This is a genomic window from Peribacillus sp. V2I11, from assembly GCF_030817135.1.
Classification (GTDB): Bacteria; Bacillota; Bacilli; order Bacillales; family DSM-1321; genus Peribacillus; species Peribacillus simplex.
This window is the reverse complement of the sequence record NZ_JAUSYW010000001.1, coordinates 227,313-251,587: the sequence shown is the minus strand read 5'-3', so window position 1 is coordinate 251,587 and position 24,275 is coordinate 227,313. Positions and strand designations below refer to the sequence as shown.

Annotated in this window: 22 protein-coding genes and 5 pseudogenes; 14 read left to right on the top strand and 13 right to left on the bottom strand. The window is 36.4% G+C overall.

The annotated features are described in order from the left end of the window. The 6 genes and pseudogenes from QFZ73_RS01150 to QFZ73_RS01125 all read left to right on the top strand — a co-directional run bounded on the left by QFZ73_RS01150 (position 1) and on the right by QFZ73_RS01125 (position 5,691). Complete coding sequence (locus tag QFZ73_RS01150) at positions 1-807, top strand: sugar phosphate isomerase/epimerase family protein (RefSeq protein WP_181762239.1); 807 nt, start codon at positions 1-3, stop codon at positions 805-807. A 258-nt stretch (positions 808-1,065) separates the two neighbouring features. After that, positions 1,066-1,212: a hypothetical protein gene (locus QFZ73_RS01145; protein WP_307262032.1), complete on the top strand. Its 147-nt coding sequence runs from the start codon at positions 1,066-1,068 to the stop codon at positions 1,210-1,212. 463 nt (positions 1,213-1,675) lie between these two features. Then, positions 1,676-2,995, top strand: coding sequence for an MFS transporter (locus QFZ73_RS01140; protein ID WP_307272517.1), 1,320 nt, complete (start codon positions 1,676-1,678; stop codon positions 2,993-2,995). A gap of 190 nt (positions 2,996-3,185) precedes the next feature. Beyond that, positions 3,186-3,335 (top strand): annotated as a pseudogene (locus tag QFZ73_RS01135) (IS110 family transposase); the annotation flags it as partial. A gap of 813 nt (positions 3,336-4,148) precedes the next feature. Next, the gene (locus QFZ73_RS01130; protein WP_156324934.1) at positions 4,149-4,307 is read left to right on the top strand and encodes a hypothetical protein; all 159 of its coding nucleotides are present in this window, start codon (positions 4,149-4,151) and stop codon (positions 4,305-4,307) included. A 523-nt stretch (positions 4,308-4,830) separates the two neighbouring features. After that, positions 4,831-5,691, top strand: coding sequence for an amidohydrolase family protein (locus QFZ73_RS01125; RefSeq protein WP_307262029.1), 861 nt, complete (start codon positions 4,831-4,833; stop codon positions 5,689-5,691). A 128-nt stretch (positions 5,692-5,819) separates the two neighbouring features. Here the strand turns inward: QFZ73_RS01125 and QFZ73_RS01120 are convergent. The 3 genes and pseudogenes from QFZ73_RS01120 to QFZ73_RS01105 form a co-directional block, all read right to left on the bottom strand. Continuing rightward, positions 5,820-6,810, bottom strand: a pseudogene (locus tag QFZ73_RS01120) (CobW family GTP-binding protein). Between the two features lie 15 nt (positions 6,811-6,825). Continuing rightward, positions 6,826-7,218, bottom strand: a complete 393-nt coding sequence (locus tag QFZ73_RS01115) for a (2Fe-2S) ferredoxin domain-containing protein (protein ID WP_251433965.1) — start codon at positions 7,216-7,218, stop codon at positions 6,826-6,828. Between the two features lie 306 nt (positions 7,219-7,524). Beyond that, positions 7,525-7,743: pseudogene (locus QFZ73_RS01105) on the bottom strand (CobW C-terminal domain-containing protein); the annotation flags it as partial. Positions 7,744-7,939: 196 nt separating this feature from the next. On the opposite strand from QFZ73_RS01105, the gene QFZ73_RS01100 reads away from it, so the two are divergent. Next, complete coding sequence (locus tag QFZ73_RS01100; protein WP_307262024.1) at positions 7,940-8,341, top strand: YybH family protein; 402 nt, start codon at positions 7,940-7,942, stop codon at positions 8,339-8,341. A gap of 272 nt (positions 8,342-8,613) precedes the next feature. Here QFZ73_RS01100 and QFZ73_RS01095 read toward each other — a convergent pair. Together QFZ73_RS01095 and QFZ73_RS01090 are read right to left on the bottom strand one after the other, a co-directional pair. Beyond that, positions 8,614-10,048, bottom strand: a pseudogene (locus QFZ73_RS01095) (aldehyde dehydrogenase family protein). A 27-nt stretch (positions 10,049-10,075) separates the two neighbouring features. Then, the gene (locus QFZ73_RS01090; RefSeq protein WP_307262021.1) at positions 10,076-11,710 is read right to left on the bottom strand and encodes an acetolactate synthase large subunit; all 1,635 of its coding nucleotides are present in this window, start codon (positions 11,708-11,710) and stop codon (positions 10,076-10,078) included. Between the two features lie 785 nt (positions 11,711-12,495). Here QFZ73_RS01090 and QFZ73_RS28825 point away from each other — a divergent pair. Beyond that, on the top strand, positions 12,496-12,564 hold the full coding sequence (locus QFZ73_RS28825; RefSeq protein ID WP_373458985.1) for a hypothetical protein: 69 nt from the start codon (positions 12,496-12,498) through the stop codon (positions 12,562-12,564). Positions 12,565-13,269: 705 nt separating this feature from the next. Further along, a complete protein-coding gene (locus QFZ73_RS01080; protein ID WP_307262017.1) occupies positions 13,270-13,497 on the top strand; it encodes a DUF402 domain-containing protein in 228 nt (75 codons plus the stop codon). Positions 13,498-13,905: 408 nt separating this feature from the next. Here the strand turns inward: QFZ73_RS01080 and QFZ73_RS01075 are convergent, their stop codons facing one another. The 8 genes and pseudogenes from QFZ73_RS01075 to QFZ73_RS01040 form a co-directional block, all read right to left on the bottom strand. Continuing rightward, positions 13,906-14,883, bottom strand: coding sequence for a CobW family GTP-binding protein (locus QFZ73_RS01075; protein WP_307262015.1), 978 nt, complete (start codon positions 14,881-14,883; stop codon positions 13,906-13,908). A 131-nt stretch (positions 14,884-15,014) separates the two neighbouring features. Next, positions 15,015-15,428 (bottom strand): Fur family transcriptional regulator, encoded by a 414-nt coding sequence (locus QFZ73_RS01070; protein WP_307262013.1) that lies wholly within the window; start codon positions 15,426-15,428, stop codon positions 15,015-15,017. 161 nt (positions 15,429-15,589) lie between these two features. Continuing rightward, entirely contained in the window at positions 15,590-16,384 is a 795-nt protein-coding gene (locus tag QFZ73_RS01065) for an MBL fold metallo-hydrolase (RefSeq protein ID WP_307262011.1), read from the bottom strand. A gap of 69 nt (positions 16,385-16,453) precedes the next feature. Next, positions 16,454-16,894, bottom strand: coding sequence for a Fe-S cluster assembly sulfur transfer protein SufU (sufU, locus tag QFZ73_RS01060; protein ID WP_307262009.1), 441 nt, complete (start codon positions 16,892-16,894; stop codon positions 16,454-16,456). Between the two features lie 138 nt (positions 16,895-17,032). Continuing rightward, on the bottom strand, positions 17,033-18,022 hold the full coding sequence (locus QFZ73_RS01055; RefSeq protein WP_307262007.1) for a CobW family GTP-binding protein: 990 nt from the start codon (positions 18,020-18,022) through the stop codon (positions 17,033-17,035). Positions 18,023-18,060: 38 nt separating this feature from the next. Continuing rightward, positions 18,061-18,426 carry a (2Fe-2S) ferredoxin domain-containing protein gene (locus QFZ73_RS01050; RefSeq protein ID WP_307262005.1) on the bottom strand — a complete coding sequence of 122 codons (366 nt, stop codon included), beginning with the start codon at positions 18,424-18,426 and terminating at the stop codon, positions 18,061-18,063. 141 nt (positions 18,427-18,567) lie between these two features. Beyond that, positions 18,568-18,733 (bottom strand): annotated as a pseudogene (gene rpsN / locus QFZ73_RS01045) (30S ribosomal protein S14); the annotation flags it as partial. A gap of 185 nt (positions 18,734-18,918) precedes the next feature. Then, positions 18,919-19,854, bottom strand: coding sequence for a CobW family GTP-binding protein (locus QFZ73_RS01040; protein WP_307262003.1), 936 nt, complete (start codon positions 19,852-19,854; stop codon positions 18,919-18,921). Positions 19,855-20,326: 472 nt separating this feature from the next. Between QFZ73_RS01040 and QFZ73_RS01035 the strand changes: the two genes are divergently transcribed. From QFZ73_RS01035 to QFZ73_RS01015, 5 genes are all read left to right on the top strand, one after another. Continuing rightward, entirely contained in the window at positions 20,327-21,310 is a 984-nt protein-coding gene (locus tag QFZ73_RS01035) for a metal ABC transporter substrate-binding protein (RefSeq protein ID WP_373458897.1), read from the top strand. Positions 21,311-21,398: 88 nt separating this feature from the next. Next, positions 21,399-22,106, top strand: a complete 708-nt coding sequence (locus QFZ73_RS01030) for a metal ABC transporter ATP-binding protein (RefSeq protein WP_307262000.1) — start codon at positions 21,399-21,401, stop codon at positions 22,104-22,106. Beyond that, on the top strand, positions 22,052-22,900 hold the full coding sequence (locus tag QFZ73_RS01025) for a metal ABC transporter permease (protein ID WP_307261998.1): 849 nt from the start codon (positions 22,052-22,054) through the stop codon (positions 22,898-22,900). The genes QFZ73_RS01030 and QFZ73_RS01025 overlap by 55 nt, the downstream gene beginning before the upstream one ends. A 55-nt stretch (positions 22,901-22,955) precedes the next feature. After that, complete coding sequence (dcd, locus tag QFZ73_RS01020) at positions 22,956-23,531, top strand: dCTP deaminase (protein ID WP_307261996.1); 576 nt, start codon at positions 22,956-22,958, stop codon at positions 23,529-23,531. A 93-nt stretch (positions 23,532-23,624) separates the two neighbouring features. After that, positions 23,625-24,158 (top strand): MogA/MoaB family molybdenum cofactor biosynthesis protein, encoded by a 534-nt coding sequence (locus QFZ73_RS01015; protein WP_307261995.1) that lies wholly within the window; start codon positions 23,625-23,627, stop codon positions 24,156-24,158. Positions 24,159-24,275 lie beyond the last annotated feature (117 nt).

Sequence of the window (24,275 nt, the reverse complement as noted above, 5' to 3'; positions counted from 1 at the left end):
TTGAAACTGAGTTTATGCACAACAGGATTTAAAGAATGGGACATAGAGGAAATAATAAATTGGCTGCTTCCGTTGCAAGCGGATGTTAAAGGACTTGAATTATGGAATAAACATATAGAACGATTTCAGGAGAAGCACGGACCACTGGACAAATTAGCCAAATTACTTGAAACCAATGATTTACAAATACCTTCCATTAGTGGATATACGACTTTTTCGAAACTCTGGAACCAAAAAGAACATCAAAACGAAATCAATCAAGCAAGAAAATTGTTAGATATGGCTCATCAATTAAACTGCCCATTAATACGGACTTTCGCAGGACATATAGCATCAAGGAATGCCTCACCAGAGCAATGGTCGGAAACGGCAACCGAATTAAATAAATTAGGGCAAATGGCAGATCTCTATGGAGTGGATGTTGCAATAGAAATTCACTATGACTCCTTTGCTGATAACCTCGAAGCCATTCATAAGCTTTTAGAAGATATCGACCATCCACGGATAAAACTGATTTTCGATGGTGCTAACTTATACGTTGATCAATTGAATCCGAAAGAGGTATTGGAATCCATTTTCCCCCATGTCAGCCATGTACATTTAAAAAATTATCACTACAATCATAAAGAGCGTTATAAAAACAAACCAGCACCCATTTTTAGTGGGGATGTTGATAATATTCGCTTACTCGAAGAATTGAGAAAGCGAAATTATACAGGCTTTGTTTCTCTGGAATATTTCGGTCAGGAAGGAATGCCTAACTTGCTTGCCTCATTAGAACAATGGAAACAACAACTGACATATTGATTCTTTTGGTATTTTAGATGAAGATCAATGGTGGGAATTCAACTTTTATTTAAATGATTTTGGACGATTCCGAATTCTCTATGGAAAGAACCTCGACAAATGGATTTAATAAAGATTCCACAGGTACAAGGCGTTGCATAATTGACAACTCTTATGATGCTGAAATAATTGAACAATTGAAGTAATTAGTGAAAGCTGCCGTATTTGGTGGCTTTTCATTATAATTGTGTTTTAATCACAGCTCTGGGGAATTGTAAAATGGTTGTGTGCGACCGCTATCAACTATATGGAACGAGAGAACCTGGTGTGGCAGGTTCCACTCTTCAGCAAGAATTAGGGCTAACTGCAACACAGTTGGGTTGTTATTCTCAGCTTTCGATTTTATTTTTAACAAAATTGTGGTGAAAAGGGATAATTTGAGTTAAATTATCATGCATTATCGGCCAATGAGAAATAAGATAAATGTGTAAAGCTATACTAAATTTGGTTAAATATTAAAACTATAAATAGCTTTCTTATTGGCTATAACTTCAACATGGCAGTAGCTTCTTCTGTAATCCAAGATGAATTTATTAAATTTGAAATTGATGATTGGTGTCCTTATTAGCTAGGCTCAAGGTTGTAGAAAAGAATAATAAAGTGTTTCCTTTCTAGGGATGTAAGCGTTTTATTTGAGCGCCCTAAATTAATTATAAAATCACCAGTAAATTTGATCCATTATAATAAGGATCCTTACTCTATTAATTGATTAGATTTAGTTCAAGAGCGTTATGACCCAAAAATGAGAATATAGGATCATCCAGCAGAAAGGAAGACTTCAGGTTTTTAAAAAAGAAAATCTTAAGGAGGATTAACTATGAGCAATCCAATGAAGGTAGAAAATGAGAATGTATCTATATCCATTAAACATAGAAAACCATCTCGTGCTAGATTTATGATTCTTTCCCTTTTGTTTTTTGGAACTGCAATAAACTATCTTGACCGTACAAACATGGCAGTAGCCGCTTCTGCTATTCAAGATGATTTGGGGTTAGGTCCAGCTATGTTAGGGCTAATTCTTTCTGCCTTTGGTTGGACGTACGCGTTCATGCAAGTTCCCGGAGGATGGCTAACCGATCGTTTTGGCCCTCGGGTGGTATATGGCATATCTCTTTTATTGTTTTCACTGTTCACTCTTCTACAAGGATTTGCCAAAAACTTTGGGACCTTATTCGGACTGCGTCTTGGCCTTGGATTTGCAGAATCACCTGCCTTTCCTGCAAACAGTCGTGTTGTCGCCTCTTGGTTTCCACAACGTGAACGCGCACTAGCTACTGGGGTTTACACAGCAGGTGAATATGTAGGGTTAGCAATCGCAACTCCTTTTCTATTTTGGCTATTGTCCTCTTTCGGCTGGCATTCAATCTTTATCGTGACAGGTATAATTGGATTAATTTTTGCTTTAGTTTGGTACAAGTTTTACAAGGATCCGAAGGACAGTAAGTATATTAACAAGGAAGAAATGGATTATATACGTGAAGGAGGTGGACTAGCCGATAGCGCTGGTCAAGGTCAAAAAATTAATTGGTCAAAGGCACGGCATCTTTTTAAGCATCGTCAATTCTGGGGTATCTATATTGGACAGTTTGCCGTTGCATCAACTCTTTACTTCTTTCTCACGTGGTTTCCAAGCTATCTTGTTCAAGAAAAAGGGATTACTTTGCTAAAAGCCGGCTTTGTTGGTTCTATTCCATACATTGCTGCAGGGATTGGTGTGCTTGTAGGTGGTTTTTGGTCAGATAAAATGGTAAAACGTGGAGTATCCGTTGGTGTTGCACGTAAAACCCCAATTATCCTTGGATTGTTGGGTGCTTGTACAATTATACTAGCCAACTATACAACGTCTATTGCTTTGGTTATCGCGGTCATGTCGTTCGCATTCTTTTCACAAGGAATGTCAGCCATAACATGGACTCTGGTTTCAGATATGGCTCCAAAAGAGCTAGTTGGCTTAGCGGGCGGGATATTTAATTTTGCAGGAAACTTATCAGCAATTGTTACGCCTATCGTCATTGGAATAATTTTGAGCGCAACTAATTCATTCAATGGGGCCATTGTTTTCGTAGGTATAGTTGCCTTAATTGGAGCTTTATCATACATCTTCATTGTAGGCGATGTTAAAAGGATTGAAATATCGGATAATGAATAAATGCCATTTTTAAAGTGAAAAGAGGGGTTAAAAGCTCATGATAGATCTCCATGGGAGGTAACTTATACTTCATAGGAAACTGTTATGAGTCTTTTTAATATTCAATATTTACATAGGAAGAAAGATAATTATTTTGGAGGTTGTTCTACAATTCCTTGTATCTTGCCTTATTATGCGGAATAGGAGTTCAAGAAACAAAAAGCTTAGAGCATTCAATGATCAGAAAAAATCAGAAGGAAAGCCGGCCAAAGTAGCCATCGTTGCCTGTATTAATAAACTAATTCATTGGATTTATGCTTTATTAAAAAGAAAAGAAACGCTCTCCTTAAATTTAGCTTGATTAACGGTTTTGTGAGGCGGAGGGAAATCCTTCCAAATGGTTTTGCAGGGTTATTTGGCATGGCCAAAAATAGAATAACATAAGGGAGATGAAAATTTTTAGTGAAAGATATTGACATCCTATTAGCGGGTTTAGTCCTATAGGAAGAAGCAAAAAAAGTCGATTCCTTACACGTAGAGGAGATTGACTTTTCAGATTGGAATTCTCTTAGCATATAATATTTCCGAGATGGGCGGTATAGCATTGTTGCTACTGTTCGTAAAAGTACACTTTTACGAACGGCTCATTTTTTTATAAGCATTATGCAGGAATTAAAATTCATTTTTAAATTTCGGGGTATCATCTTGTTCTTTCTACGATGGTATATAATTTCTATTTTTGGGTGTTAAAAGTAATGATCAATCCAATTTAAGTATTTGTAATTAATCGTCTTTTTCCATTTTCAGTTAGAGATAAAGTGCATTTGAAAAATAAGAATTATCCCTCGGTCGATATAATTTGATGGTTACTAAAAAGGCTTCATTGTACTAGTTAAACCACAAAATATATTAGTTGATTAATATGGTCAATGAAACTATGTTATTTAACCTGACATGCTAATTGCTTTTTTTTCCATTACCAATTATATTTATAAAAATACCTTCTGCATATGTCTGTCTAATCTAAATCTCAGAAAAGAGTTTTTAATTGAAGTGATTAGTTATAAAGGAAAAATGAATGGGGAAATAAATGTGAGGCAATGGACCAGAATGGTAAAAAATTCATACTAGTCCTCTTTGGTTAAAGAAATTTATAAACAAAGGTGGGTATGAGATGGGCTTGTTAGGTAGAGTGGTTTTTTTAAAAAGATTACGAGATGAACTGTTGGAAAAAAGAAAACAAGGAGCCACTGACCTTCAAATTGATGAAATTGACAAGCAAATACGGAAGATTAATATAGAGATACAGAATATGAGGAAGATGATGGAATAAATATTTTCTTGTTTTAAGAATACCCGACCTGAACGATTAGTTTATTTTGTTTGTTACCATCCAAATTTTTTTAAATGGGGCGGCTCTACAATAAAGTATGGACGTTTTTTCTTATTGAACATTTCGTGCGGTAGCACTACAGACTGTACAGAAAGGAATGAACCGCCTCCTTACATGACGTGTCGATTCGGTATTAAATGATGCGATAACGACTACCTGTATGACTCATGTTTCGCCTACATTCCGTAGGTTCCTGTATCATTTACAGCTACTGCCGCCATATCGAACGAGCCGAAAACCGTAAGATTAAGGCATTAGTGGAATATTTCTACACAAAACCATTTAAGATAAAAACCAACTTCATGACTTAATCTAAGAGTTTTTTCTTCAATTAGGGAGTTGCTTGGGCAGCTCTTTTTCTTAAGGTGCTAAAGAAGCAGTTTAGTTCGGGTCATGGATGGTGATACAGTTAAGTGGTTTGATCATACAATTAAGATAGTTTAATTCGAAGGGGAGGATTAAAATGATTATTGATTGCCATTTTCATGTGGATGAAACAATGTTGACTCTAGAAAAAATGATAGAGGGTATGGATAAAAATGATGTAACCAAAACAGCGCTAATTGCCCCCATGAACGGAACAATGTTTGAATGGGATAGCATTTTTCAACAAGGTTTACAACACTTATTCCGTTTTCTAATGCTAAATGTACCTCAAATTGGGCTCGGAATTTATGATGGTCTAGTAAAGGATGGCTATTTGAAACTTTATGGAAATTCATACAAAATTTTCACAAAGCCGGACAATGATATTGTTGCTACTGCAATTGATCGATTTCCAGACCGGTTTCTAGGCTGGGTAGCAGTTAACCCTACGACTCATGTATCAGTGGAAGAGGTAGAATTATATCTTAATAAACCTGGTTTTATTGGAGTGAAAGCTCATCCATTCATGCATGAATATAGTATTAAGGCACTTGATCCAGTTGCAGCTATGTGTGAAACAAAAGGTATACCTATGATTATTCATCTATCTTCAGAACCGGACTCCTATAAATACTTACCTGAAAATTACCCTGAACTTAAATTAATTTATGCTCACGCCGGTCTTCCTTTTTGGAAAAAACTATGGAACTACGTCAAGAATCAACCTAATGTATTTGTTGATACCTCAAGTGATTATCTTAATCCATCTATTGTAAAGAAGGCAGTGGAATCTTTAGGATATCGTAAAGTTCTTTATGGTTGCGACGGACCATATGGAATGAAAAAATTTAATGAATATGACTATTTGACAAAGAAAAGTTGGGTTGATTCACTTCAAATTCCTGATAACCAAAAGGAATATATACTTGGGAAAAACTTTTTAGCATTGATTGATTAATTCAAAGCTCTATCAACAGATCAGTTAAAAGATTATTTAGCTAAGTGGGGTAAGGAAGTTCCCTTTTCATTGTTAATGTAGAGATTAACTGAAAATTATCAGTTAATCTCTACATCGGGTTCTTTCCGTTAGTTTGCTATGCAATTTTTAAATTGCTGTTCTAACTCATCTTTATTTAAGTCCTTTCCAATAAAAACAAGTTCACTTAGTCTTGTTTCACTGTCTTTCCATTTCCGATCTGGTCTTCCTGAAAATAACATATGGAGTCCCTGGAATACTATTCGTTGTTGGATTCCTTGTATATGAAGAATGCCCTTATATCGTAATAGATCTTCCCCTTTTTCTTGAACAAGGTAACCCATCCATTCATTTATCTTTTCGAAATCGAGTGGCTTTTCTTCACGAAAGGCAATCGATGGTACCTTATCATCATGATGGTGATGGTGATGATCTTCTAAGAAATGAGGATCAATTTCAAGCTTACGATTCACATCAAACGTATTAATTCCTAAAATATCTCTTAAATTTATATTGCAATTTTGAGCATGCATTCTCTTAGCTGCAGGATTCATGTTGGTAAGTCTGCGCTCCAACGTATTCAGGTCGTCATCAGTTACTAAATCCGTTTTATTTAGAATAATCACATCAGCGAAAGCAATTTGCTCTTGTGCCTCATCATGACTATCCAAATGCTTGGTAACATGCTTGCTATCTACTACAGTGACAATACTGTCCACTTCGAATTTTTCGGATAGTAATTCATCCATAAAAAAGGTCTGGGCAACAGGTGCCGGATCAGCTAAACCCGTTGTCTCAATCAAAACACGATTGAATTTTGTCTGCCCCTGTTCACTTGAAAAAACCAGAGTTCGTAGGATGCGAATTAAATCCCCACGAACCGTACAACAGATGCAACCATTGTTCATCTCCAAGATCTCCTCATCAGCATCAACTACTTAACTGGTTGTCTATTCCAACTTCCCCATACTCATTAACGATAACCGCAATCTTTTGATTGTGCTTTTCTGTTAGGATCCGATTTAAAAGCGTAGTTTTACCTGCACCTAAATATCCAGTCAAAATGGTGACCGGGATTTTGTTTGTTTCGATTAAAGTCATATTTTTTCTCTCCATTTATTTTATTTTTGATACTTTGATTACTTTTTCCTTGTCTTTTGTAACCCCGGCGACAACTCCTTCAGCGCGTTCAAAACCATCCCCAAGGAATGAGTGGCTTACTTTTTCTGTATAATCTTCATTAGCAAGGAGTGAATCGACGAAGGGGGAGACATCCTCAGGTTTTAAACCCTTATACCAAGTTCCTTTTGGATAGGCGATAACAACGCACTTATCATGGCATCTTCCATTACAACGTGTGCGAGTTGTATGAATGGTGTCGTCTACCTGTCGGTCTGAGATTTCTTTACGAATTGCTTGAGTCAGTTCTTCTGATCCGACCTCGTTACAGCTACTACCGTTACAAATGAGAACATGATGCTTCGTATTACTTAAATTCCATGTGGCCATGTTTAATCTCCCTTTCGTATAAATCGTAATAATTACGATTTATAATCAATTATTGTCTCATTTTTAACTTTCTAAACGAATAAATTCACTAAATTACCGAGTAAGCATTTTCAGTTGAGCTATATCCCGAAAGACTGTGTGTACCAACTTGATTTTTGATGCCTAGAGTTAACCTTTATGTGCTAACTCCCGAAAGGCGATTAAAGCATCTTAAACTTTCTTAAATATCCTTAAGGTCTTCCTATAATCTCGCAACGATTATGCCATCGAGTAGGGGATGAGTCTACCTAAAACGTTCAGCAAAAGTTAGTGTTCCAAGGACATGCTATTTTTCTCTAAATTACTCAGTGTTTTCTTTAGGAAGCAGTGATCTAATCCATCCCCGATAAACACTAGTATATTGTTCACCTTTAAACCTGATTTTGCATGAAAGGGCATGCCATAAGCATATTGGAAGAGAAATGTTTCCCGTTTACCTGTAAAATTGATATACCTTTTAATTCGATAAATGGAGCCAGGCATTGTTCTTAAGAAGTCTTCTTGTTAATAGGGTGAAGGAAGGGAGCAGGGATGGCACCATTGTATTTCATTCTTACTTCATTCTTACTTTGTTCATTACTTTGTTTATTTTTCTTATTGAGCAGGAAACCCCATCATGGCAGTCGAACATCAATTAGTAAAAGAGCGGTCTAATTAAGAGAAGCTGATAAGGAGGGTGAATATGCAGAATCATGAGCTGGAACAAGTCATAAAAAATGCGGATAGGGCAATAAATAATGAGGATTTCGATCATTTAATGGAGTTCTATTCAGAGGATGCAACTTTAGTTGTCAAACCTGGAACATTCGCAAAAGGGAAAGAGGAAATTCGTCGGGCATTCATTGCTATCGCTGAATACTTTAATCATAGTTTAATCGTCAATCAAGAAAAGATGGCAATAATCGAAACGGGTGATACGGCATTGGTTGTGGCAAAAGCCCAGCTAAGTGCCAACCAAAAGGACGATTCCGAATTCTCTATGGAAAGAACCGCGACATATGTATTTAAAAAGGATTCCACGGGTACATGGCGCTGCATAATCGACAACTCTTATGGTGCTGAAATAATTGAAGAATTGAAGTGATTGGTGAAAACTTCCGTAAATGGTGGCTTTTTATTTTTTTCAACTAGATTACATCAATATGTAACTAAGAGGCATTTTGAAAGTGAAAAGAAAAAAACAGTTTTTTAATTACGAAAAAATCGCTTATGTATAGAGGTGATGATGAAATGATAGTGCCCATTAATAATAAGACTAAGGTTACAATAAAAACATTAATTTACGACAAAAAAAGAAGACGAAACCTTTAAGATATCGCCGTCTCATATACTACGGGTTTATAATTTTCCCTATGGTCATTTGTCGCTTATTTTAAAGCTGATAAACTTCTGCTCCATCATTTCATGCATCGCATATTTGACGCCTTCCCGGCCAACACCGCTGTCCTTCCAGCCGCCATAAGGCATATTATCAATCCGATAAGTTGGGATATCATTGATTACGACTCCACCTGTTTCCAAGCGTTCAGCCGCATAAAAAGCTCTTTCTATACTCGGTGTCATCACTCCCGAGTTCAATCCGTAACGCGAATCATTTGCATCATTGATGGCATCATCCAGCGTATCGAATGGGAAAATGCAGACAATCGGACCAAATACTTCGAAACGAAATACCTTTGAGTCACGATTTACATTGGTTAAGACGGTAGGCAATAGTACATTGCCTTCCACTGTACCGCCGCACTCAATTTTTGCTCCTTCCTGTACTGCCTCGTCAATCCAACTTTGTAACCGTTCCAATGATTTTTTTGAAATAACCGCTGTAATATGTTGTATTTTCCTCCAGTGGAGAACCGATGACAAGCTGTTTTGTTGTACTTACGAATCGATCTAAAAATTGTTGGTATAGTGATTTGTGGACATAAATTCGTTGAATCGAGATACACACCTGCCCATTATTCGTAAATGAACCCATCACACTTCTTTGAATAACTTTATCGATGTCGACTCCTTCATCAATGATGAAAGGCGAATTGGATCCGAGTTCAAGGGTAAGCTTACGGAAGCCTGCCTGCTGCTGAATAAGGTGTCCGACCTCTACACTGCCTGTGAAAGTCACTTTTTTTACATGCGGATGGGTCGTCAAGGCTTCACTTAAAACATCCCCTTTGCCCGGTATGATGTTCAATACTCCATCTGGCAGCCCTGCTTCTTTAAAAATATCGGCAAGAACCAGTGCACTCAACGGGGTTTGTTCGGCAGGTTTTAACACAATCGAATTTCCAGCGGCAATAGCTGGACCAACTTTATGGGCGACCAGATTAAATGGAAAGTTAAATGGCGTAATCGCGGTAACGACGCCGATCGGGGTTCGAACCGTGAAGCCAAAACGGTTTACCCCACCCACTGCCGCATCCATCGGGATCTGTTCTCCATAATTGTTCTTTGACGCTTCTGCAGCAAAACGATAGGTCTGAACCGTACGATTCATTTCTTCACGAGCATTACGAATCGTTTTCGCCGCCTCTAGAGAAATGATTTTCGCAAGTTCTTCACTGCGTTCTTCCATGATTGCTGCTGCTTTAAATAAAATTTCTGCTCGTGCATGAGCCGGGTAGGATCGGTATTTCTGAAAAGCTGAATTTGCCTCAACAATCGCTTCAATGGCATCCGCTGGTTCAGCCTGTCCGATTTGTGCAATTTCTTCGTTTGAATGGGGATTATATAATGGCTCATATGATTTAGCCTCCCGCCATTTACCACCAATCCACAATTGCCACTTTTTCTTCATCTGAAATCCCTCCAATAATATCTGCCTTTATAATTTACAAATATAATCACCTAGTGTTTTCGAGAGCTTTACATTTTCCGAATAATCGACATCCACATCAATCAAGACAATTTCCTGACTTGAAATCGCTTCTTCTAATGCATGAAGCAATTCATCGGAGTGGGTTACTTTCACTCCTTTAACCCCAAAACTTTTTGCGAACCCCAAAAAGTCTGGGTCTGTAAATTCAATCGCATTCGTACGATCAAATTTATTCAATTGCTTCCACTCAATCAGGCCGTATTTTGAATCATGGAAAATGACGATCACGAAGGCAAGACCTAGACGTTTTGCAGTTGCCAATTCAACCCCATTCATCAGAAATCCACCATCCCCTGTAACCGCAATGACAGGTTTATCAGGTTTTGCCATTTTGGCTGCAATTGCGCCGGGAATGGCAATTCCCATCGATGCAAAGCCATTGGAAATGATAGTGTGATTAGGCATTTCCGGCTGATACATCCGGGCAATCCATAATTTATGGGCACCCACATCCGAAATGACAATGGCATTACCCTTTTCCGCCCTTTTCAAATCGGCGATAATTCGCTGAGGGATGATAGGGCTACCTGATACATCATCAGAAGAATGAAATTCTTCAATGATTTGAGTCCTTAACTTTTTCACTTCTGGCCAAAGCTCTTTTTTTGCTACACCATTGGTCAAGGCTTCAAGTCCCTCCGTAACGTTCCCGACCAATTCAGCTTGAACGGGGTAATAAGCATCAATCTCAGCCGGTCGAGCATCAATATGAACAATCGGATTCATTGCCTCATCGTTCCAATACTTTGGCAAATACTCGACGAAATCATAGCCGACGGTGATAATAAGATCGGCCAAATCAAACCCGCATAGAACATAATCCCTTGCTTGCATCCCTACTGTAAAAAGGGTCAATGGATGGTTAGAAGGTAAAACTCCTTTGGCCATGAACGAATTCACAACGGGAATTTGCTTCTCTTCTGCAAATTTCCGTAAGGACTCAGCAGCTCCATCACGGATTACGCCATTACCAGCTAGAATAATAGGCTTTTTAGCGCGATTTATTAATTCGACGGCTTTTTTGATTTCTTCCTCCGCTGGGCGGGATCTAGGCATTGGTGTAACTGGAAGAGGTTCACCTTCTGTATCCATCATCGCCACATCTTCCGGTAGTTCTATATGAACAGCTCCCGGCTTTTCTATGACTGCAGTTTTAAATGCTTTTCTGATAATTTCCGGAATCGTATGCGCCACCTTAATTTGTTGATTCCATTTCGTTACTTCCTTAAAAACCCCAATGATGTCCACATATTGATGCGACTCCTTATGAATTCGATCAAGGCCCGCCTGACCTGTAATCGCAACAACAGGGGAATAATCCAGATAAGCACTTCCTATCCCTGTCAATAAATTGGTTGCACCCGGTCCCAATGTGCCCAAACAGACGCCGGGCTTTCCAGTCAGCCGTCCATAGATGTCTGCCATAAAAGCTGCAGCTTGTTCATGATGAACCAAGATAAATTTAATATCAGAGCTTATTAGAGAATCAATAAGATCCGTATTTTCCTCACCAGGTATCCCAAAAATATACTGAACACCTTCATTCTCTAAACATCTTACAAACAAATCAGATGCCTTCAAATTATTCCCTCCTCGACCATTTCAATTTCTTTCCTTATATGTTGGCTTTACCAACTAGAAATTATGTACTTGCGTATATTAAAACCATTTCGAACAGTTGCAACTCTGTATAAAGAAATTCAGCTTCAAGTAAATTATCCTCAATAGTCATAACTAGGATGGGTAAAATGGATATCGCAAGTCGATTAATTATCTTATTTATTACAGTTGCACTTGTCCTTTTTCTTAGCTATTTATTAAATATTTGATCGAAATCAGAAGCATCACGCCATACTTCGGAATTATCCAGAACTAGGCAGCGTGCGCTATTTTTTCAGAAAAATCGGGCCCGGAATTTCGGCAATATTTATTTAACGAGGAAACTGAAGGGAAGCCATTTTCAAGGGATGTCTTCGAATATATTGTTAAAAAACGCAAAGTATATGCGAAATGTAATTGGGTTTGGTTCAAAACGTGATTTTGATGAAGAAGGACTTTTTATTCGGAATGCTATGTTCCCCAGATAGCCGAGAAGAAAATTTGATAGGGAAACGAAGGTGATGACCAAAAGATATATCTTATCCATACTCTATAGAGGATGCTTTATCATGGATTGAGCATCATCTTAATAATTTTAATGCTAATAAATTTCTATAACAGATAAGGAAAGTGGAGAATTATATGGAGCTATAGCGGTAACTAACAACCAAAAGTTTAATCCTGGTGAAATAGCCTATTGGATAGGTGGGGAATTTTAGGGGTATGGATATGCTACAGAGGCAGCGCAAGCTATATTACATTTTGCATTGGAAGAAAAGCAATACCATAAAGCATTTGCTCGTTACTTTAATTCAAATCCAGCTTCAGGAGAGTAATGCAAAAATTAGTTTTGAAAAAAGAAGGGATATTAATTGACCATGTGAGGAAAGAAAATCGATTTGAAGATCTAGTATATTATGGAATTATAACTGAGTAGGATTATAGGTTATACTGCTTATTTGTAATCGGTTCCTTTTTCGTGAGGGAGATATGCTAAATTATTAGCCAAATGGTGGACCGACGGTGATTTTGGGTTCAACCAGAAATATCTGGCTGAACTTCTTTTAATAAAGGGTGCTTTACTTCAATAAAGAAGGTTGCTGAGGCGGTCTTTTTCTTATGGCACTAACGGGGCAGTTTAGTTGAAGAAGAAATCAACCATTTTACAGCAATTCCTTTATATTGAAATGTTATTATTAGGTAAATACTTTTCGGTTTGGGGGAGAGGATGCTAAAGAGAAAATATGGAAACCGTTCAGAATGGAAACGTGTCTTGGATAGAAATATGCACAAGGTTTCTTGATACTAAAGAATTTAAGGGCTAAATAACTTTATTACCTACAATTAAAGTGGCTGAACCATTATCCGTTCGATATGAGGATAAGAATATATGTATTGTTGATGATGGTTACATGTGGCTTCAACAATTCCCCTTAGAAAAAAAGCATTCAGTAACAACAATGTTTGATAATAATGGAAATATAGTGCAATGGTATATAGATGTTTGATTTGGAAATGGAGTAGATAATGATATCCCCTATTTGGATAATTTATTTTTAGAAATTATTTTGTTACCTTCTGGAGAAGTAATTCAAAAAGATGCTGATGAGCATGAAGAGGCTTTTTTCAATGGAATTATTGATAAATCTCTTTATGATTCAGCTTGGGATGAAGTAAACATCATTACTAAGTTAATAAATAATAGAAGCTTTGAATTGCTTGATTTATCCCATTATCATATGGAATTCTTGGTCAATGTATTAAAGTAACTTTTATTGAGCTAACAGGTGCTTTAGCTTAGGATTGGAGCTGTCTTTAATGCAGTTTTTTCTTATGGGGGTGCCGCCAAAAAGGTCGGGCAAATACTGCCCGACCTTTCAACTATACTAACCTATTTTCTTTAAATTTTCTTGTAAGTCATAAACTGCTTGTCCTTGACTTCCATTGTGTAAACTTTCTTGAGCAAAGATTGAAATTGGTTTAAAAAACATGAAACAAATAAAAACGAAGAACAAGAAGATTATATCCATTACTAACAATCACCAACGAATCAAGGTAAAATTAAAGGTATGAGCCCGGTAGATTACCGGGTTCATGCCCTCAAGTCTATCTAACTTAAATACAATGTCTAACTTTTTGGGTTCACTTCAAAACAGGCCTTTTTTTTAATATCATCTTTATTTTAATAAAAATTGAGATGTATAAAAATTTTGAATATGGGTTATATCAACATCTCTTCCAATTAGAACAATGCAGGGTTCTGCGGTTTGCTCTCGGGGTAAATTACTAATGTACACTTGATTGGAACTATATTGAAAAGGATAAATACCCTGTCCCTCACTTAAGGATACATAGCCCTTTCCTCTCACTATACCTTCCGGTAAGGACCTTAACCATTTTTTTAATTGTCTCCTAGATATTGAAGGAACATTTTGAATTGTTAGGGTTTTAATCCCATTGTGATGAACGTGATGATGTGTATGTTCATGGTGAATATGACTACATGCAGAATGATGATGTGGATATATAATTGCATTTGATCGCTTTTGTAACAATTTTTCTACATCTACACTTCCATAAGAAGTTTCCATCACTTGTGTGTTTGGGTCTATAAATTTTGTAAGCTTCATTTGTACTTTCTGTAATTGCTTTTCATTTACTAAGTCTACTTTATTTAGTAAAACTAGAGTGGCACCTGTAATTTGATTCTTAAGTAAATCACGAACAGATTTAAACGTAAAAATGCTCTGATCTTCTAAATAACAACTTGCATCAACAACACTAATAATAGTTTGAATCTCAAATGAATGAACAAGAGGTGGGCTAGCGATCACCTCTACGATTTCTAATGGATTAGCAACACCTGTTCCCTCAATGAATAGAACATCAATTGGATTTTTAACATGTGAATCTAAAAGGGTAGTTAATGTTGTTCTTAAATCATCTTGGATTGTACAACAAATACACCCATTTAACAGCTCGAATACGTGCTCATTCCCAAATAAATGTGCCTCAACGTTAACTTTCCCAAGTTCGTTCAGTACAATGGCAGGTTTCATGTTCTTAGTTTTATAGTATTCTAGAATATGAGTTAATAGCGTTGTTTTCCCACTCCCCAAAAAACCTGAGATGATATAAACGGGTATCTTCTTCATACTTCTCCTCCTAACATGGAAGTGATTAAAACGTAATAATTACGATTTAAATTATAACAAGAATATGGTTATAGATACATACAGTAAATTGACATCATCTTATGAAAACATTGTTCTAATATTGAAGGCTCTTACAGACAAGATGGACAAAATCCGTAAACTTCAAACTTATGATCATAAATTAAGTAATCATTAAGGGAGGTATCCATTATTTCCATTGGACACAAGTTTAGTTCGGTCGTATTCCCACATTCTGTACAAATGAACTTATGTTCATGAGTATTAATTTCATTTTTCAAATGGAATAGGTTCTCTCCACCTTGAGAAGTAAGATCCATTATACCGATGTCCTTGAACAAATAAAGGTTTCGATACACAGTATCAAAACTGACATATCCCATTGTATTTCGTAAATGATCCGTTACGGATTTGGCTGTCACAAATCTGTTTTTTTGTCCGATAAAATAAGATAATATGTTCGATCGTTGAGGGGTGCATCTGTAACCATTATCTTTTATGTGATCAAGATATAATTCTAAATTCAAGATATTCATCCCCATTTAGTTTTTCTTTGTTTAAATCTAAAATAAAACGTTCTATTGAAGTCTATTAGATTACCATACTTAAAATGCCGTGATTTAATAGTTTATAGTAGATATCAATTTAAATAAAAATAAGTTGATTCCACACAGGAATTAGCTTGTTATTATAAATTCTCAGCTATAGGAATCCACTTCCATCTTAAATCTTCCTTTGCTATATGTCCTAATCCTGGGAATGGATAATGACACACAAATAATAGTGCTGATTTATCTATTGCATCTTGCAAAAAACCTCTTCGAGTTTCTAGCCCTTGTTTAGGTGACATCTCTGCGCGAATATGTGAGGGAAGATGCTGCAAAGTTGTTGGATCATTTAATATGTCCGATGCCACTAACAAATATTTTCCTTCCGAACTTACGGAAAGAGAGAGATGACCTACTGTATGGCCAGGAGTATGAACAAGACGGACACCTGGAACAATCTCCGTATCTGATGTGATTAAGGTCATGTAGTCCTTTAAAGGTATCAATTTCTTATATTCCTTTGACTTAGGGTTGCTTTTCCATAGATCCCATTCATCTCTTCGCATGATATATTCTGCATTTGGAAAAGTCGGTCTTCCGTTATTTGAGAGGCCACCAATATGGTCCATATGTCCATGAGTAATAATGACAGTATGGATATCATCTGGGTAGATACCTTGTGTTTCTAAATGGTTAAGCAACTTGCCTGCTATTGGTAAATGACTTTCCCCAAATCCTGCATCCACTAAGATATTCTTGTCTCCTGTATCAATAAGCAAAAAATTAAGTGGAGCATAAAAATTGGATGGAATGTGATGAATGATGTCCTCTGGAGTATTCGCGAAAAAGAAGTCTTTGGAAACAGGGAAGGCACCATCCGATATGGCTATCATCCGAAATGTTCCGAATTGAAAAGAGTGTAGTTTAGAGCTCATAAATTCTCCTTGGAAACCACTAATAACGTATAAAGCTGTTAATGGTTAAGTAGTAATTCCCTACATAAACTAAAGGGTATCGTATTCCTTCTCATCTTTTAAAATTTTATCTAATGCTTGCCAAGTCATTAACGCACAATTATGTCTTGCTTTTAACTGATGGACTCCTTGTAGCGATAAACTATCACCTAAATCTACCCCATCTGGTATCTCTCCATGGCGAATTAACTGCTCAAATGCTTTTCTAAGACAAGCAATTTCTTTTAGTGACTTCTTTTCAATGAGTTCTGTCATCATAGATGCAGATGCCATACTAATGCTGCAACCTTCACCAAGGAAGGCTGCTTTTTTAACTTGATTATGTTCAAGGTCTATAAATAAAGTCATGACATCCCCGCAAGTAGGGTTTTTATAATGTACTTTCCGTACATACTCTCCTTTTAATTCTTCAAAATTTCTCTTTTGTTTATAATGATCTATGATAACTTGTCGATAAAGGTTATCAAGCATGGTAAGGAAGTTCCCCTTTCATTGTGAATGTAGAGATTAACTGAAAATTTTCATGAGTGGAATTTTCAGTTAATCTCTAAATCGGGTTCTTTCTCTTTTACATTTGAAATTAGATTATTGGTAATAAAAACAGTTATGTTAGTTCGCTATGCAATTTTTAAATTGCTGCTCTAACTCATCTTTATTTAAGTCCTTTCCAATAAAAACAAGTTCACTTAGTCTTGTTTCGTTGTCTTTCCATTTTCGATCTGGTCTTCCTGAAAATAACATATGAAGTCCCTGGAATACTATTCGTTGTTGGATTCCTTGTATATGAAGAATTCCCTTATATCGTAAAAGATCTTCCCCTTTTTCTTGAACAAGGTAACTCATCCATTCATTTATCTTATCGAAATCGAGTGGCTTTTCTTCACGAAAGGCAATCGATGATACCTTATCATCATGATGGTGATGGTGATGATCTTCTAAGAAATGAGGGTCAATTTCAAGCTTGCGATTCACGTCAAACGTATTAATTCCTAAAATATCTCTTAAATTTATATTGCAATTTTGAGCATGCATTCTCTTAGCTGCAGGATTCATGTTGGTAAGTCTTCGCTCCAACGTATTCAGGTCGTCATCAGATACTAAATCCGTTTTATTTAGAATAATCACATCAGCGAAAGCAATTTGCTCTTGTGCCTCATCATGACTATCCAAATGCTTTGTAACATGTTTGCTATCTACTACAGTGACAATACTGTCCACTTCAAATTTTTCGGATAGTAATTCATCCATAAAAAAGGTCTGGGCAACGGGTGCCGGATCAGCTAAACCCGTTGTTTCAATCAGAACACGATTGAATGTTGCTTTCCCTTGTTCATTTGAAAAGACGAGAGTTCTAAGAATCCGAATTAAATCGCCCCGAACTGTACAGCAGATACAGCCATTGTTCATCTCCAAGATTTCCTCATCAGCATCAACTACTAACTGGTTATCTATCCCAACTTCTCCATACTCATTAACAATAACAGCGATCTTTTGATTGTGCTTTTCTGTTAGGATCCGATTTAAAAGCGTTGTTTTACCTGCACCTAAATATCCTGTCAGAATGGTGACCGGGATTTTATTTGTTTCGATCAACGTCATATTTTTTCTCTCCATTTATATTATTTTTGATACTCTGCTTACTTTTTGTCTTTTGTAACCCCAGCGACAACTCCTTCTGCGCGTTCAAAACCATCCCCAAGAAATGAGTGGCTTACTTTCTCTGTATAATCCTCATTAGCAAGGAGTGAATCGACGAAGGGGGAGGCATCCTCAGGTTTTAAATCCTTATACCATGTGCCTTTTGGATAGGCGATGACAACGCACTTATCATGGCATCTTCCATTACAACGTGTGCGAGTTGTGTGAATCGTGTCGTCTACCTCTCGGTCTGAGATTTCTTTACGAATTGCTTGAGTTAGTTCCTCTGCTCCGACCTCATTACAGCTGCTACCGTTACAAATGAGAACATGATGCTTCGTATTACTTAAATTCCATGTGGCCATATTTAATCTTCCCTCCAGGTAAATCGTAACAATTACGATTTATAATTAATTATTGTCTCATTTTTAACTTTCTAAACGACTAAATTCACTAAATTATCGAGTAATCATTTTAAGTAGAGCTATAATCCCGAAAGGTTGTGTTTACCAACTTGATTTTTTGATGCCTGGAAGTTGACCTTTATGTTGCTAACTCCCGAAAGGCGATTCTAGACATCTTAAACTTTCTTAAATATCCTCTAGGTCTTCATGTAATCTCACAACGATTATGCAATCGAGTAGGGGATGAGTCTTTTATTCTTTTCTCAAGTCAAGGATAATTTTAAACTATTCTTGGCGATGCTTCTCTTTTGCCTTCAATTTCTTTGCCACGTCTTTTTCTCCTTTCTCATTTAAATATTATATGACTAAGTAAAACGTAATCATTACGTTTTATGTGATATTATTTTAACCCTTTTTTAAGCCATCTGCAAATAATAAAAGATTAAGCAAAAGTTAATGTTCCAAGGACCTACTATTTTTCTCTAAATTACTCAGTGTTTTCTGAAGGTTGCAGTGATCTAATCCATCCCCGATAAACACAAGTATATTGTTCACCTTTAAACCTGATTTTGTATGAAAAGGCATGCCATAAGCATATTGGAAGAGAAACGTTTCCGGTTTACCTGTAAAACGGATATACCCTTTAATTCGATAAATAGCCTCAGGCATTGTTCTTAAGAAGTCATCAAATAATTTCTCGTTAATAGGATAAGAGAAGGTATGTACATAAGTCTTGATATGTAGGTGATCAATAGCATGTGTTTTCTCATGTTCATCTTGTCCTTTTCTTTCAACAAATTGGATCGTATTCAAGTTGATGTTGGCAAATTTCGTCGGAATAATCTTACCAGTTGGATTAATCATGTTTAATTCATTTTCAATAATTCTTTGGCTTCCATCTGAAATTCGATCAATTTTATTCAATACGATGGTATCAGCATGTTTTACTTGCTCCGTAATTAGCTTTCGAAGAGTAATCTTTAATTTATGGCGATCCATCCAACAGGCAGCATCTAAAAGAGTAATAATCGATTGTATCCTTACCCTCTCAGCTAGGAAAGGAGATAAACAAGCATCTAACACTTCAACTGGATGGGCAACCCCAGTCGTTTCAATGTAAATTGCATCCAATTCAAACTGATTAAGGAGTTCGGATAATTGGACTTCGAGTTGATCTGATAGTGTGCAGCAAATACAGCCATTTAGTAATTCTTTTATAGGAACGTTTTCTGGAATCGCGTCTGAATCTATAGAGACTTGTCCCATTTCATTCATAATTACAGCCACTTTCCTATTATTTGCTTGTTCCTCTTTCATAATATTTTGAAGTAGAGTCGTTTTTCCTGCACCTAGAAAACCAGCTAGAATATAAATCTCCACACTTCTCATTGAAATCATCCTTTCAACTATTAATTAAATGTGTCGTAACAAAATCTAATTTCATCCTGATGAGTAAAAAAAATTTATTAAGCTTAAATAAAAAGTAATGATTACGATTTATAATTATAAAGTGAATGAAAGGTTTCTACAAGGTAGGTGTGCCACAAATCATCTAAGGATAAGAGGTTTATGCTAAGTTCATATGAACTAAAAAAAGGTTGAATAGTCTGTCATCGTAAACATACATGGGCTATTAATAAAGAAAACATCAAGATTCTACTTTCTAACAAACTTTTTTGACACTGTAGTCGATCTATCGTTTTAAACGATGGATTTTTTTATTTCCTTATTTAAAAAATAAACTTGTTCTTTTTTTAAAAAAGTGGTAAATTGTCAATGGTCAAACACAAATCGTAATTATTACGATTTGTAGTAAGGAGGATGTTCAATTGTTTGGATTAATAGAAAAGGGGAGAAAAAAATGAATCTATATAAAGTAAAAGCAATATTAGTAGCCTTGGCTTGTTTTACAATCATGGTGGGATGTAGCAATAAAGAAGATGTGACCTCAAATCAAAAGGAAAAAGCCTCGGCACCTGACGAAAAACTACATATCGTCACGACCTTTTATTCTATGTATGAATTTACTAAAAACATTGCAAAAGATAAGGCTAAAGTGGATCTCTTGATTCCTTCAAATATTGAGCCGCATGATTGGGAGCCTACTCCTAAAGATATGGTAGCTATTCAAAAAGCAGATCTTCTTGTTTATAACAGTCCTTTTATGGAAACATGGATTTCTTCTATCCAAGAAAGTTTGGATAAAGATCAACCACTGTTTATAGAAGCGAGTGAGGGAATCCCTTTAATGGAAGGATCCGAAGAGGAGTCAGATCACGGTGACGAGGAATCAGACCATCATGATGAAGACCACGAGCAGTTAGATCCGCACGTATGGTTAAGTCCAGTACTTGCTCAAAAAGAGGTACAAACAATTACAGATGCATTAGTAAAACAAGACCCCAAAAACAAGGACTATTATGAGAGCAATAGTCAAGATTATATCCAACAATTGAAGGAGCTAGATGAACTTTACCGAACAACGCTACAAAACGCTTCGAGTAAGGAAATGATTACACAACATGCTGCTTTTGGATATTTAGCAAAAGAGTATGGTCTTACTCAGGTTCCTATTGCGGGATTATCACCATCAGAAGATCCAAGTCCAGCAAAACTTGCTGAACTCAAGGAATTTGCTAAGGAGCATCAAATTAACGTGGTTTACTTTGAAGAAACAACTTCTCCTAAGGTTGCCCAAACATTAGCTGGAGAACTGGGAGCTGAAACAGAGGTGTTAAATACGTTAGAGGGTTTAAGCAAGGAAGATCAAGAGAAAGGCCTCAGTTATATTGAAGTTATGGAGAATAACTTAAAGTCTCTTGAAAAATCTTTTGTAAATAAATAGAACTAAGCTGAATTAACTTTAAAAAGTGTGCGCCTTAAACAGGATAGGACGCACACTTTTTATAATCATTTCAGAGAGGAGTGGAAAAATGAAACTCGTTTCTTTGCATAATATTGTTTTTGGTTATACCCATTCCCCTTTATTAAATAGAGTATCCTTTGAGATACAGAGTGGAGAGTTTGTTGGAATTATAGGACCCAATGGAGCTTCCAAATCAACGATGCTACGAGTCATGCTAGGTTTGCTAAAGCCTTGGGAAGGTACGATTACAATAAGTAAAAAAAATGCCGACGGAAAACGTCTTACCATTGGGTACGTCCCTCAACAAATTTCCTCTTTTAATACGGGTTTTCCAAGTACAGTTTTAGAACTGGTTCGATCAGGGAGATTTCTCAAGGGCAGATGGTTAAAAAGATTAAACCATGAAGATGAAGAAAAAATTGAAAATGCCTTGAAAATGGTAGGGATGTGGGAGTTTCGAAATCATAAAATTGGCGCCTTATCCGGAGGTCAAAAACAGAAAATAATTATTGCACGAGTTCTTGCTACCGATCCAGACTTATTGGTTTTGGATGAACCAGCAACAGGAATGGATGCTGAGAGTAGAAAAGGATTTTATGAATTTATGTACCATCAAGTGAAAAAACATCATCGGACCGTTGTGATGGTCACACACGAGCAGGATGAAGTGCAGAAATATTTGGATAAAATTATTCGTTTAGAGAGGGGGGAGCAAGGTGGATGGAAATGTTTAACTTGGAATTCATGCAGCGAGCATTTTGGGCAGGAGGATTAATTGCCATTATTGCTCCTATTTTAGGAGTATTTCTAGTATTAAGGAGGCAAGCTTTAATGGCGGATACGTTGTCCCATATATCTTTAGCTGGGGTAGCTATCGGTTTCTTTATTCATACAGATATTACGCTCTCAAGTATTCTTGTCGTCACAGCAGGGGCAATAGGTATTGAATACATGAGGCGAGCCTATCGAACGTATTCAGAGGTTTCAATTGCTATTCTAATGGCAGCAGGATTGTCATTCGCCTTATTCTTATTAAGTATAAGTGAAGGAGGAATGACAACCAATATCGAGCAATATTTATTTGGGTCGATTGTAACAATTAGCTCTGAACAGCTTTATGTGATGGGCGGAGTAACCGCAATTACACTCTTATTTTTCTTTTTTTTAAAGCGCCCGTTATATTTAATGACATTTGATGAAGATACCGCCTTTACAAGTGGCATCAATACAAACCTATTGTCCCTATCCTTTAGTATTTTGGTTGGTTTAGCTATTTCAGTCATTATACCAACGATCGGAGTTCTTTTAGTTTCAGCTCTATTGGACTTGCCAGCTGCATTTGCCATAAGATTCGTAAAAGGTTTTAAAGTGGTAATTGTGACTGCTGTTCTTATTGCCATGTTTAGTATCTTTTTGGGATTGGTCTCTTCCTATACATTAGGAACTCCACCAGGCGCCACCATTACTTTATTATTGGTCATCATCTTATTTATTGGTTTTCTTAGTCAAAAATTAGTAGTAGTTTTCAATAGAAAAATTAAGCGCAGAATGCAACAAGAAAGTTCATAGCTATCAGTTGCTAGATTATTTAAAAAAATACTTATAGCAGGGAGATACAACTATTGTGATACTTTCTAGTAAAACAATCTTAAAGAAAATAAAAGAGCAAGAGCTTATCATTGAACCAATTACACAATCCCAACTACAACCAGCTTCTATTGATTTACGGATAGGAAATCATTTTTTGACGATTGATGAATATTCCACCCCTCTTATTTCACTGGACAAACCAGCTGCTTATAAAGAAATTTACAAAGATCATATTATTATTCCGCCTCAAGCTTTTGTATTAGGAACAACCCTAGAAGTTATAAAGTTACCTAATAATATGTCAGCTTTCGTTGAAGGCAGAAGCTCTATTGGAAGGTTAGGTCTGTTTATTCAAAATGCTGGATGGGTTGATCCTGGGTTTGAGGGACATATTACATTAGAACTTTACAATGCAAACCGTGTGCCAATTGAGTTAAAGGCAGGGAGACGGATATGTCAGTTAGTTTTAGCTACTTTGGATCAAGAAACTACTCCTTACATTGGAAAATACTATGGTCAAAATAAAGCAACTGAGAGCCAAGTCTATCTTGATGAGGAGTCTGAGGATTTAAGTCCGAAAACAAAATGGAAATTCAAGGAATTTGATTGATTTATAGGTTTACTCCAGCCTTAGGTTTTTAAATAATGTCAGCTATATTGAAACTATCATAAGTTCATACATTAAAAGAAAAGAGGGAAAATAATGAGTGTTAAGCAACATAGGGAAGAAGCGCCTAAAAAGGTGAATTGTAAAGTCATCACAGTAAGTGACACACGTTCAAAAGAGACAGATAAAAGTGGGAGATTGATTATCAAGATGTTAGAGAATGCTTTACACTCTATACAAGATTATCAAATTGTGACAGATGACTATGGGGCCATCTATGAAGCTATAAAGGCAGGATGTTTAGACAAAGGCATTGATGTCGTATTGTTGAATGGAGGAACAGGTATAGCAAAACGAGACGTTACAATTGAGGTTGTTCAAAGTTTAGTAGAGAAGCAACTTATAGGATTTGGTGAGATTTTCCGGATGCTAAGTTATTTAGAGGATATTGGATCTGCAGCGATTTTAAGTAGATCTATTGCTGGTATTTCCCATGATACAGCCATTTTTTCTATGCCTGGATCTAGTGGGGCAGTCAAATTAGCCATGGAAAAGATTATTATTCCTGAAATATCTCATGTAGTGAGGGAAATACGAAAAGACTTAAGACAGAAGACAACAGCAGAGTGAGTAAATGAATTGTATTATATTAAATTGTTGTGATTAATCAATCTTTAAATAGAGTAATTTTTAAATCGTAATAATTACGTTTTGCATTTTGAATAAATTCCTTTAGGATTTTAAAAA